The organism is Flavobacterium faecale (genome assembly GCF_003076455.1).
GTDB lineage: Bacteria > Bacteroidota > Bacteroidia > Flavobacteriales > Flavobacteriaceae > Flavobacterium > Flavobacterium faecale.
Genome location: NZ_CP020918.1, coordinates 3,641,608 through 3,654,995 on the forward strand (window position 1 = coordinate 3,641,608; position 13,388 = coordinate 3,654,995).

At 37.2% G+C, this 13,388-nt stretch carries 8 protein-coding genes; 1 reads left to right on the forward strand and 7 read right to left on the reverse strand.

The features are described from left to right. Window positions 1-111 precede the first annotated feature (111 nt). Entirely contained in the window at window positions 112-1,653 is a 1,542-nt protein-coding gene (locus FFWV33_RS15265; protein ID WP_108741708.1) for a sulfatase-like hydrolase/transferase, read from the forward strand. Between the two features lie 446 nt (window positions 1,654-2,099). Here FFWV33_RS15265 and FFWV33_RS15270 read toward each other — a convergent pair whose 3' ends face one another. The 7 genes from FFWV33_RS15270 to FFWV33_RS15300 all read right to left on the reverse strand — a co-directional run bounded on the left by FFWV33_RS15270 (window position 2,100) and on the right by FFWV33_RS15300 (window position 13,323). Beyond that, entirely contained in the window at window positions 2,100-3,422 is a 1,323-nt protein-coding gene (locus tag FFWV33_RS15270; RefSeq protein ID WP_108741709.1) for an APC family permease, read from the reverse strand. Between the two features lie 924 nt (window positions 3,423-4,346). Continuing rightward, window positions 4,347-4,793, reverse strand: coding sequence for a DUF6896 domain-containing protein (locus tag FFWV33_RS15275; RefSeq protein ID WP_108741710.1), 447 nt, complete (start codon window positions 4,791-4,793; stop codon window positions 4,347-4,349). A gap of 322 nt (window positions 4,794-5,115) precedes the next feature. Further along, window positions 5,116-6,624, reverse strand: a complete 1,509-nt coding sequence (locus FFWV33_RS15280; protein ID WP_108741711.1) for an alpha-L-fucosidase — start codon at window positions 6,622-6,624, stop codon at window positions 5,116-5,118. A 7-nt stretch (window positions 6,625-6,631) separates the two neighbouring features. Then, window positions 6,632-8,143, reverse strand: coding sequence for a sulfatase family protein (locus FFWV33_RS15285; protein WP_108741712.1), 1,512 nt, complete (start codon window positions 8,141-8,143; stop codon window positions 6,632-6,634). Between the two features lies 1 nt (window position 8,144). Next, window positions 8,145-9,482 carry a family 43 glycosylhydrolase gene (locus FFWV33_RS15290; RefSeq protein ID WP_108741713.1) on the reverse strand — a complete coding sequence of 446 codons (1,338 nt, stop codon included), beginning with the start codon at window positions 9,480-9,482 and terminating at the stop codon, window positions 8,145-8,147. A gap of 5 nt (window positions 9,483-9,487) precedes the next feature. Continuing rightward, a complete protein-coding gene (locus tag FFWV33_RS15295; RefSeq protein WP_108741714.1) occupies window positions 9,488-10,741 on the reverse strand; it encodes a LamG domain-containing protein in 1,254 nt (417 codons plus the stop codon). Window positions 10,742-10,785: 44 nt separating this feature from the next. Continuing rightward, window positions 10,786-13,323, reverse strand: a complete 2,538-nt coding sequence (locus FFWV33_RS15300; protein ID WP_245891536.1) for a WD40/YVTN/BNR-like repeat-containing protein — start codon at window positions 13,321-13,323, stop codon at window positions 10,786-10,788. Between the last annotated feature and the right edge of the window lie 65 nt (window positions 13,324-13,388).

Below are 13,388 nucleotides of genomic sequence, written 5' to 3' on the forward strand. Positions count from 1 at the left end.
TTTTGCACTTCAAAAAAGTAAAATCATATCAGATACATCCAGAATCATTTGTTTCGAATAAATCTTATAAAATCAGTTATTTTTGAATGTATCTTTAAATAACTCCTTGGCATGAAATTTTCAAAATCCTATACACTTCTTTTATTGGTTTTCAACATTGGAATCCTTGCCGCTCAAAATAAGAATCAAAAACCCAATATAATCTTTTTGCTAACTGATGATCAAACTAGCATATCTGTGGGTTGCTATGGCAACAATCAAGTACAAACCCCACACATGGACGGATTGGCCAAAGAGGGCGTTCTCTTTGCCAATCACTACAATACAACAGCGATTTGCATGGCGAGTAGGGTAAGTATTTTAACTGGTATGTATGAGTACAAAACAGGAGTAAATTTTATGCATGGTGATTTAACCACCGATAAACTCGAAAAAACATATCCCGTTTTACTTCAAAATGCAGGTTACTTCACTGGTTTTGCAGGTAAAGTAGGTTTTGAAATGACAGAAGCTGAAACAGATAAAATTAAAGATAAACTACCACTCGGTTATTTTGACGTTTGGGGTGGTGGCCCAGGGCAAACTTTTTATCAGACAGCCAAAAATCCAACCATTGCTAAATATGCAAAAGAATACCCTCATGCGACCCGTGCCTACGGAGCTTGGGCAGCTGACTTTATCAAAACAGCAACCAATCAAGACAAGCCATTTTGCATGTCTATTAGTTTCAAAGCACCGCATCTTCCCTTTACAACCGACAAATATTTTGACTATGTCTACAAAGGAAAAACGTTTACAAAACCAGCAAATTACGGTGAAGCCTTCGCTACTTACTTACCCGCACAAGCCAAGTCTGGTCGTGAATACAAAGATTATAGCTTTTGGAGAGATTCTGAAGAATCGTACCAAAAAGCCATAAGCAAGTACAATCAACTTATTTTTGAAGTGGATTATACTATTGGCGAAATTAGAAAGTCATTAAAACAATACGGTGCTGACGAAAATACCATAATCATTTTTACTAGTGACAACGGCTATAGCTGTGGGGCACACAATCTCGGAGGAAAAGAATTGCCTTATGAAGAAGCATCAAAATCCCCTTTTATAATCTATGATCCTCGTGCTCCAAAAAACGAAAAAGGAATCAAAAGAGAAACCGTTACTGCCAATATTGACATCGCACCGACCATTTTATCCTATGCTGGCTTACCGATTCCAAAAAATATGGATGGAGAAAATTTATTACCCTTAATAAAAAATCCAGCAGGTATTAAACGCGAATTTATCACCCTAACCAATATGTGGGGTAATGACGAAATTCAAGAAATGTCTGTCGTTTCCAAAGATTGGAAATACATTTATTGGCAATATGGAAGCGAAATTATGAAACCCGCAGAAGAATTGTATTATGTAGGCAAAGACCGATTGGAATTATACAACCATTCGAAAGATCCAGTATATCTAAAAAAGTTAGCCGAAATGCGAACAATCTATGACCAGCACTACGACCATTTAGCCAAAAATATAGTGCATTACAACGATTATGAAAAGTACATTGTTTTGTTTGATCGAAAAGCCAACACTGCATCCAAAAAACCGTTTTTAACAGGTACCTATGATGAATTAGCAAAAAAAGGAAAAGGGAATGAATAAGAGTATAACCCTTCAAAAATATCAATCCAATGAAAAAGCGTTTCCAATAATTTAAGAAGCCGATGTTCTGAAAGCCATCACAACAGAATTAGAATTTGAAGGGAAAAACTAATTAACAACAATCAACTGAACATAGCGTTTATTTATGTTAGATAAAAGAAACTTAAACAGCCGATTTTATATTAAAATCACACAACAACATTAAGATAATATTCCAACTTTGGCGTTAAAAAAAAACATCCTGAAGATCGGTTTTTATGATTCAAAAGATTTATAAATTAATCTATAAAATTCATAATTAACTGCTACCCTATCAGCTTGCATCGTGAATGCTACTATATATGGGGGAAACTTTCTGATTGGGCTATAACTTCTTGTTTATTTCAACTTAATAGAAATTACCAACTTAGTATTATTTATTTACAAATAAGTTATTTAAGACTATTCTACGAACTTTTACCCTTCATTTCATTCTTTTTTGAATAGACCCATGCTCCAACTGCCAAGATTAGGTAAAGTATGATAATGGCCATCATCTGCTCCCATTTCGTAGTAAATTCATAATATAGGATAAGTATCGCACCAATTCCTAAACAAACAATAGATAATGCGGTTAGAAAGGTAGATGATGCTGTTTTATCTCTAATTTTAAAGTTTGCAACAGCCATCAATAATGATACTAAAAGGAAAGTTATACTTCCAAATTCAAGTATCAATTCAAGTCCGCCAATTAAAATTAAAACACTCGCCATCACCGCCATACCAACAATTGCATTTTGTGGGCTATTATTCTTTCTAATAGCTAACCAATGTGGAAAATAACCATCACTTGCAATTACCGACATTTGCCTTGATGCACCAAAAATTGTTCCGCTTATAGCACTACTTGTCGCCAATATAGCACCCAAAATAACAAGATTTGTCCCTAATTTTCCAAGTACATTTCCTGCACCTGAGGCAAGTGCATATTCCTTATTTTTTATAATTTCTTCTGTTGGTATAGCAAACAAAGCACCTAAAGAAATCACAACGTATATTAAAATAGCTAAACTGATTGCCGAATAAATAGCTCTCGGAATATTCTTTTCAGGATTCGTCATTTCATTTACTGCATTTATAATTAATTGAAAACCTTCATAAGCCACAAATGTTAAAGAGGCGACAATTAATACTGAAAAAATATTAGATTTTTCGGCGTCTAATGCCATGTTGTCTATAAATGTTCCAAAACTGCTTGTTCCGTGTTGCATTAGTACCACTGAAATAATAGTTAGTACTACCAATTTGGTGTAAACCATCAAATCTTCGATTTTACCCATTCCGTTAACGCTCCAGATGTTTATCAATGTAAAAACACCTATTACTGCAATTGCAATTCCTTTTCTAATCCAAATATTATTTGCAAAATCAGTACTACTGATGGCATAGGATGAAAATGTATAAGCGTATAATGCTAATGTGCTGATGTACCCAAAAATGATAAACCATCCAATTGCAGAAGCTGAAAAATGAGAATTGGGATAGATTTTTTTAAAAAAGGAATAAGTTGCTCCTTCATCTCGGTAGTACAAACCTAATTTGACATAAGAATATGCGGCCAATGCAGCGATTAATCCACCTATCACAATTGCAATTGGGGTCAAACTCCCTATCATGGATACCGAAATCCCAAGGATCGTAAAAATTCCACCACCTACCATTCCACCCAAAGCGATGGCAATCAATTCTGCTAATCCTAAATTTTTGTTTCTTATTCGATGTTGCGTCATTCTTCTTTTCTATACTTTTTTCTAATAAGTCACGACATTTCACTACTCCAAGAAGTGCCAAAGTTCGTAATCGAGATCTTTATGCTAAGATAAAGTTTCTTGAGAAAGTAAAAGGTAAATTTACCAGATATTTGCGCATTTTTGACCGAGTTAGCACGAGCGTCCCGTACGTGTCAACAATCTAAAGCACAACAATTTTTAAGATGTTTTGGTTATTGTTACCACCATTTTTAGCACTACTACATTTCCAATCTATAGGGTTTGTTATGAATTAATTTGTACATGACAATTGTTTCGGGTACGAGCTATACGCTCACGTTAGTGTTTGAGTTCAATTACGCTCGCGGCAGCTAGAGAAACGAGCACGAGTTAGCCTAGTTATAAGTTTAACAAACCACTTTTGACTATACTTTTATTCAACTACAGTAACCGCAATTTTTGTCTCGCTGAAAGTGTCTCAGCAAAGGTGCTCCCCTATCTAGAGACGCTTTCAGCGAGACAAACTAGATGGGTTTGCTTTATGGTTAGAAACCAGATAATACATTTTTTTTAATTCTCTAAGTTTACAGTTCCCGTACAATCATCATATCCCTAGCGCTTGACTACGTTGACTTCTTGCTTTGATTTTGGAAACCGGTCGTAGCGTTTGCAACGCGGTTTATTTTCTATATGACTTTACTATTTACGCTATCATAATAAGTACGAACAACTATAAAACTAATTCTCAATCACAAAAAATCTTAACTTGTATTAATGAGCCGCGTTGCAAACGCTACGTTTTTTTGGTCATAAGGTAAATAGGTACTCGACGCAGTCAAGCACCAGATTGAGGGATACACGAGCGTTAGTTGGGGCGGTTCCGTATAACCACGGTTTCATTGTTGGCTTTTCAAGCCAACGAAACCTTAGCTGTTTGGCGACGTATTATTCTTTTTTCAGTATTATTGTTTTAAGAGGAAATTCATCAATATTAATCAAAATCCCTGTCTTAAATAATTTTTCAAGTAATTCGTTCATATATTTTTCAGAATTAATTACTTCATAAATAGATTTTAAGGATTCGCTGGTTTGTAAAAACTTATATAAATAGAAATTATCAATTGCTCCATAATTTCCGTTTCTATTAATTTTTATATGCAGATATTGATTTGTTTCTTTATTTTCAAAATCACAAGCGTCGCCGTGAAACCAATATGTCCAATTATCTTTTAAATTACCTCTTCGAAGATTATTTTGTTTACTAATTAGTTTGTCAAATATGCGTTCAGAATTTAAATCAAGGTTAAATTCCAACGCTAAAACTTTTATCATTTCGTTCGCTTTCTTTTCAAAAGTTTGAATTACTTCAATGAGTAGTTTTAATTCTTGCATATATGATTTTTGTTCAACATCTTCGTTTTGCTCGGCTATGTCGCCTAACTAGCAAGTATGCGCAAGTTTATGCGTTTTTATTTAATTTTCAAAACAAAATTAGGTTTTTTCTTTCGAATTTATTCACTTCTAAAAATTCAAAATTATAAAAACAACTTATCCAAATTTAGCCCTGATCACGGCGACATCCTTTATGGCTTTTTTCGGCCATAAAGATATAGCCTCGAGCAGGACTAGTTGTCCTTATGAAAACCAATCGTTCTGCTCCTAAATAAAAAAACACCAACCGAATCGATTGGTGTTTTTGGAATACTGTAACTATTTATTGTTTGAATTCGATTTTGATTCCGATTACGCGCCAGTTGGGTAATTGGGTTGGTTTGGAGATAACCAAAGCATCTTTTTCTACTTTCCACTTTAGTTTTTCTTTGCTTCCTAGAATCGAAATGTTAGCGATTTTTTTGTCGTTCAATTTAGAGTTTATCCCCAATGACTTGATGCGAACATCTTTGGTGGGTTGCTCCAAACAGAAGGCGTACAAAATGTTCTCTCCTTTGGTTGTAAAACGAATATCGTCTTCGGCATATTTGATATTTTTTTCGTTGAACTTGGCTGTTTTAACCGTTACGGCTTTTACTGGTCTTTCTCCAAAAACCTTCCACGGTCGAGTGCCGTAGATTCCTTCGCCATTGGTGGCAATCCAAGTCCCTATTTCGTCTAGCGCTTTTAGTAAATCGCCTTCAATATCTCCTTCTGGCGTTTGTACGATATTGATCAATAGGTTTCCGTTTTTACTCACAATGTCGCACAACATTTGCAAGGTGTAAGTCGCCGTTTTGTATTCCTGACCTGTTTTGTAATACCAATCCCCGATAGAGGTATCGGTCTGCCAAGGATACGGACTGATTTCGTCCATGACGCCGCGTTCCATATCTTCGACCCATTTTCCTTTTGAGTCTTCTTTACAGTTATAAATCGCCTCTAGTTTTCCGTTATTGGCTTCTAGATTGGTGTTGTAAAAATTGGCAATCATGGCTCTACCCACGTCTCCAAACGGCAATTTACTATCTGAATACAATAGATCGGGTTTGTAGGTATTGACCAACTCATTGATGCGTGCCAACCATTCTTGTTGCGATTCTGGGTCGGTTGTCATCCATTCTTTGTCATCTGGAGCTAATTTTTTATGGTATAAATCTACATATTTGGGGTCGTTTCCGTCATACGGAATTCCAGCCATTGGTCCTTTTTTATCGGCTCCTTTATTGGTTTGCCACCAAGTGTAACTCGCTCCCAAATGCTCTGAAACTCCAAATTTCAATCCTTCTTTTTTGGCGGCATCTTGCCATAATTTTACGATGTCTTTTTTTGGTCCCATTTTCACGGAGTTCCAATCATGCAATTTGGAATCCCATAAAAAGAAGTTGTCGTGGTGCGTACCCATACTCACAAAATATTTGGCTCCAGCTTTTTTGTAGAGTGCCATCAATTGTTCTGGGTTAAATTTTTCTGCTTTCCACAAACCGATAATGTCTTTGTACCCAAATTTTGAAGGATGCCCGTAGTGCTCCAGATGGTACTTATAATCTGGACTGCCTTCTTGGTACATTTTCTTGGCATACCAATCGCCTTGTCTCGGCACGGCTTGCGGTCCCCAGTGCGACCAGATTCCGAATTTTGCATCTCTAAACCATTCTGGAAATTGGTATTTTTCTAATGATTCGTCAGTAGCTTTAAAAGGCCCTGGTGCAATAGCAGTTTGCGCTTGGCCACTTAATGAAGCGCTCAAAAATAGTACTAGCGCCCATTGGGTAAGTGTTCTTTTTTTCATGATTTGGTTAAATTTTTGTCGGTTTATTTCCGTCTCTAGCGGCGTTGAAAGCTGCAAAAAGTTGCTCTACTTTAGCTTTGTATTTTGGGTCATTAATTAAGTTTCCATTTTCTTTTTCTTCGACATTATCGACAAGGTTGAACAAAGCATGCGGCGTTCTTGTAGTATCTGATTTGTCTTTTTTATCGAAAGCAATAATCAATTTCCAACCATCTTCGATAATCACCCCTTCTTTGGAAGTTCCCGATTGCGTCATGATAAAGGGATGCACAGGAGCTTTACTTTTTCCTAAAAATAATGGCAATAAGTTAGCCGAATCAATTAATTGGTTTTCAGGTATTTTTTGGTTGGTAATTGCCGCCAAAGTTGCCATCACATCCAATCCTAAAACAGGAGTCGTATTGATGGTTTTGGGTTTGATTTGTCCTGGCCACCAAGCTATAAAAGGCACTCTGTGTCCGCCTTCATAAGGTTGGTTTTTACTCCCTCGGTAAATATCGCTGGATTGGTGCCCTGCTTGCTTATCTTCTTTGACTTGCAAGCCTCCGTTGTCTGAGGTAAAGATGATGATGGTATTGTGATAAACACCTTTTTTCTTCAAGCTTTGTACTAGCATTTCTACTTGCACATCGAGCTCTTTGACCACATCCAAATGCGAACTTGGTGTAGTTCCTGCAATTTTTTTACCATTCAAACTCTCAGATGGTGTGTGTGGCAAATGCACCGCAAGCGCACAGTAGTACATAAAAAAAGGTTTGTCTTTTGAGCTGTTTTCTATAAAATTTACTGCTTTTCCAATCAACTTTGGCCCCATATGGTGTGGATCCCAATTGGAATCTCCCAGACCTTCGTCTTTGTCAAGGGTCACTCCTATCTTGGTCATATTCTCTTGAGAAATGAAGGTGATTTTCGAATCTTTTTGAAAAGGAGCCCATTTTTCATTTTCGAAAGCCAAATAAGGCACATCTTGAATTCCAGATGGGAACATATAGCTGTAATCAAAACCATTTTGCTTAGGACCATTGCCTGCAATTTGGTTTACATCTACATCCATAGCAATTTTTACGCGGTTGCCTCTGTAGATTTTGGTATTGTCATTTTTTTCATAATAATCAGAACCAAAGCCCCATTTTCCGAAGAAGGCGGTGCTGTATCCCGCATTTTTCATCACTTTACCCAAGGTCAAATCATCGGGTTTAATGGGTGATTCTGCATAAGGACTCCAAACACCCCAAGGCGCATAACTACGATAGCAGTTTTTTCCGGCCATGATGGCAGCACGCGTAGGCGCACATAAGGCAGCCGGCGTATGCGCATCTGTAAAAGTCATTCCTTCCTTGGCCAATTGGTCAATCGCTGGGGTTTCGACAATAATATCGTTTGAATGCATTTTTCGATAATAAGAAATATCTCCAACCCCAATATCATCGGCTAATACAACAATGACATTTGGTTTCTTTTGTGCAGCAACACCTAATGATAGTGTTACTGCTAGGGTAATAAATAAGTTGTTTTTCATTTTATTTTTCTATTAATAACCAATTCAAATTGACAATTTTATCTGCGCCGTTTTCGGATTTAAAGACTACTACCAAATCTTGTAGTCCTGTAATAGGCTCAAGTAATTTAGTTTCTATAGTTTGCCACGTATTCCACCCTCCGGTATATTTTACTGGGAAATCGGCAATCATCTTTCCTTTTACATCTTTTAAATGGATCTCAAAATTTCCAAAACGTTGTCCGCTGGCAACTCGAGCTTTAATTTTTTTGGCAGCACCATCACCAAAATCTACTCCTTTAAATTTCACAGAACTCATATGCTTAGTGTCTGATACCATCCAACCAATAGGTTCATTTCCTCCAACAAAAGAAGTCTGCGCTTTTTCGATTTCGTCATAACGATCAATTTGTATAGTATCTCCAATTTTTGGATTCCCAATACCTCTTAAAGTTGGTTTAACTTTTTTTATCGAACCATCTTCTTTAAATTCCATATAATCGGCTTGAATAGAGCGCAACTTGTTATGTCCGCTAATGGCCCACCAATGGTAGAATAAAATCCATTTTCCGTTGTAATTCACCACAGAGTGATGGTTGGTACCATTGCTAATATTATCCATTATTTTACCTCGATATTCAAACGGTCCCATAGGACTACTACTTGTTGCATAACCAATGGTATATCCCTCATCTGGAAATACATGCGCAAAGGTGAAGTAGTACATACCATTATATTTAAACGGAAAAGATCCTTCTTTGTAACCCGCAGGCAATCCTTCTATCTTAATAGGTTTACCTTCAATTTCTTTCATATTGTCCTTGAGTTGAGCAACAAATAATTCTTTGCCACCACCAAAATACAAATAGGCTTTCCCGTCATCGTCCAATAATAATCCAGGATCAATTCCAGAAACCCCTTCGATATACTTTTTCTCCCATTTGAAAGGACCTGTTGGACTTTTTGAAATTCCAACTCCAATTCGTCTAAATGCTGATTTATCGGCAGGTTCTGCAGGATAATAGTAATAATATAAATCTCCTTTTTTTATACAATCAGGAGCCCACATGCCATAAGAATCTTTCTTGCCCCAAGGCACTTGATTTTGATCTAACACCACTCCGTAATCCTTCCATGTACTTCCGTTTTCCAACGAAAAAATATGATAATCTGGCATGCAAAATCGTGGAGCTTCAATCCCTTCTTTCGGCACTACATCATGCGAAGGATAGAGATATAATTTGCCGTCAAAAACTCTAGCAGTTGGATCAGCTGTAAATATTTTGGTCACTAGTGGATTTTGCGCTACCAAACCTTGGACTGATAAAAACAGCGCTGTACTTATTGAAAATAATTTCATCCTGATTAGTTTAATTTAAATATAAAAGCATCCGATTGAAAAGCATCTTTATCATTGGCAGCTTTTAATGGTCGAATAAAAATTTGTACGGTATACGATTCATTGCTTTGAAAATGAGTGCCCAAAGCCAACTCCACATCTTTTCGTCCAAAACCTGCGTAGGCAGGAAACACTTTGTTTTCGATCACTTTATTGGCACTGTTTTTTACTGCCAAGTGAATTTCTCTATCTGTTTTTGCTTTAAAGTCAATCGGGAAAAAAATTGATTTGGCATTTTTGATATGCATTGGTTTTTCGATAAAACGAATGGCTTCACTAAACATAAAAAAGTCTTTCTTGATTGCTGTTTTACTTCCTTTTTTATTCAAGAAAGGATCTAGATAATCACTATCTACATCTACCAAAATATAGGAACGAACCCAGTCGTAATAGCAAGTATTCTTAGAAGGATCGGCCAATTCGGCGTCATTTGGCAACTCAATCCAAGGGTAAGGATAGGTTTCCGAAACCATATTCATTTGCATGGGTTTATCAAATGATTTCTCCTTAATAGTACTATTGAAGTTCATGTGCTTTGGTGCGTCATTATTGTAATAAAAGCTCACTTGGTTTTCGTCTTTCCACCAACCGCCGTATACATTGAAATCTTCGGATGCTAGTTTGTCTGATCTAAATTTCACTTGAGGAGCACGCAAATCTTGTTTCTTTTTGTCGCATCCTGTATACCAATAATGTCCATTTGAATTCATTCCGTTGGCAAAGTGATCGCCTTTAAAATCTCCAACACGACCAATACATTCCTGAATATCCAGTTCCAAACCGTAATTGTCACCACAAGGCAAATCGCCTTTAAATGATTTACCAGTAGAAAACCAAAAAGTCGTTGACATGGTGGTTTTGGCAGCTTTGAATTTACATTCGTAATAGCCAAAATATGCTTCTTTGTTTTTCGAAATTACTGCACCGCCCGATATATTGAAAGTTTGACCGTTGACGATGGTGTCTTTTGCCATTTTTTTTCCTTGAATCATCATGTATCCGTCACCTACACTCACTTGTGATGGCATGAATAATCCCGGCGCACGACCTTTCCAGGTAGGATGGTAATCGTACCATTTGGAAGCGTCTAATTTGTTACCGTTGAACTCATCTGAATATTGTTCATTCACCACCCATCTTTTACCCACAGGTGGTTCTGGCGGTTGAGCGTAATTGATAAAGGATAGCAATAGTAAGGTTAAATAATAAGGTGCTTTCATTGATTAAGGTGCTATTGGTTGTTTTATTTTTGAGCTTATAATTCTTATTTAATTGTCGCTTTGGCCCAGCCGCTTCCTTTCAAAGCGCACCATAAAACAGCAGCGTCTTCTGGATCTGGTTTTAAGTCAATCACACTATCGGGTTGTCCTAAATTTTTGTTGATTTTAGTCCAGGTTTTTCCAGCATCTTTAGACAAGTAGGCTCCAGGATTCAAACTAGTTACTCCCTTGTTTTCGTCTTGGCTTGCCACTGCAACGGTAATAATATTCGAATCTACTGGAGAAACTTCGGTTTGCCATACATAGGGCATATCAAAAATCTTGTCCCAATCTTTTCCGTTATTTTTACTTTTCCAAACGCCACCTTCTTCTTGTGTGCCTCGTGCACGACCGCAGGAAATAAACATTTCGTTGGTTTTTTTATCAATAAAAAGATTGTTGACCGCAATAATGTCGTTTGGTGTTTTTGCTTTTTCCCAGTTTTCGCCTTTATCAACCGATTTATACAAGCCACCATCAATTTTTCCATCAGCAGACTGCACCAAAGTGGCATACAAAATATTTGGATTTACAGGATCCATAACCAAACGTCTCACATTGATGGCTTCTTTTGAAGCGCCTACAGTTGGCAATCCTTTGTTGATTCGAGTCCAAGTCAAACCGCTATCGGTACTTCTAAAAATTCCATGTTCACTAAATGGTGCTTTTGGACCTCCAACTTCAGAAATTGGAGACGCAATAGTGTTGAAATAAATATTCGATGGTGTTTTGTAATCAATCAGCAAAGACGATTGCAGAACATTGTTTGAAATATTCCCACCTGCTTTGAAAGCGATTGCAACATCATTCCATGTTTTTCCGCCATCGGTAGATTTTCTCAAAGCACCACGATGGTCTTGACGGAACATAATAATATAAATGGTATTAGGGTCGTTTGGATGCACCGCTACCGAAGCAATTGATGTCGCTCCTTTTTCATTCAACTGCCCTTCTATTTGTTGTACAGCAACTGCGTTTTTGTCTGGATAATTATCTAAACTAGCATTTTGCCACAAGCCGTGTTCGCCACTGCTGAAGAATTTTCGACCTTTGACACCAGTGTCCAATAACATAAAACGACCTGGTAAATTACTGCCGCCACGACCTACCCAATGATCACTTCCGGGCTTGGTTTCATTATCATCTACCTGAATCCACGTTTTTCCGCCATCGTTGGAACGTAAGATTTGCTGTTCGATACAAACAAAAAGTTCGCCTTTGTTATTAATTTGCATGAAACGATTCCCTGAAACCTCCGGTTTATGATCCATTTCTTTTTGTAAATGGCCGTAAGTTGTGTTGACACCAACTGGATTGTTGCGGGATTGCCAGTAGGCATCGTCTTTCCCTTTTATCCAATCCACTCCTGTGCGTGCGGTTGCAATCCAATTTTTTCCACCGTCAGCAGTTTTCCAAACATCTCCAGGGCCAAACGCTTTGTCGTGTTTAACGTTATGCGAAATGTATACTTCATTTTTGTTTAATGGATTCACTACAATTCGATTGAAAGTACTGAACATTTGCGTAGGCAATTCTGGATGTTTTTCTTTTATTTCTTTTTCTGGTTTATCAAACCAAAAAGACATCGTTTTCCAATAGCCTCTTTGTGCATCATAACTCGAAATTTTGTTATAATCTAAAGCAATGTTTCCTGAGATGGAAGTCCAATTTTGACCACCATCAGTACTTTGAAAAATACCGCCTTTGGCTTTGATTGTTTTTCCGTCTTCTTCATAAAAAGTTTGTTCCAATTCGTATAAAACATACTCTTTGGTTTTTGGATTAAAGTAGAAAGTCAAATCTCTCGGATGATTATTCGGCAAACCTTTGGCACTCATTTGCCAAGATTCTCCTTGATCGGTACTGCTATACACACCAAAACTAGTTGCCATTACCAAATTTTTGGAGTTGGTAGGATCCACAATAATGCGTCCGATATCCAAAGTTGGAGGCAAACCGTCGGTGATTTTTTTCCATGTTTTTCCTTTGTCTGTACTTTTCAAAATATTTCCGTAAGAAGCATATTTGGCAACTTCACCTTTTGGATTGTTTAAACTTCTATGGTTTGCTTTTACATTCCAAAAATCACCTCCACCTGCATACCAATTGTTATCATTGGATGGGTCAACAGTCAAAACGGCATACCTTCCTTTACTCGGAAAATCGTCTATTTGTTCCCAGTTGCGAGCTAAATCGGTGGTTTTGAATAATTCGCCACGAACGCTAATGGAGTAACCAAAATTCTCCGATTGATGCGAGAACACAATATCTTGCACACGACGCATATCACGCCCAGTACCGTCGTTGTCTTTGATGGTTTGCCATGTTTTTCCGTTGTCCCAAGATCCGTAGCTATTGTACATATCTGGAGACATAAACATGACATTGGTATTGGTAGGATGGATGGCACCAATATTCTTCGCAATAACCAGACATTCCTGGTCCAAACTGTTGCCATTCGACCGAATTGCTAGAAATAACTCTTTCGGATTGTAATTTTTTAAAATATTTTTTATCCAGCTGACTGTAGCCTTTACAGCCAAGTAAAATCAGTAATAGAAGGGTGCTTTTTTCCATTTTCTAAAAATAATGTGATGTGAATTTGAGT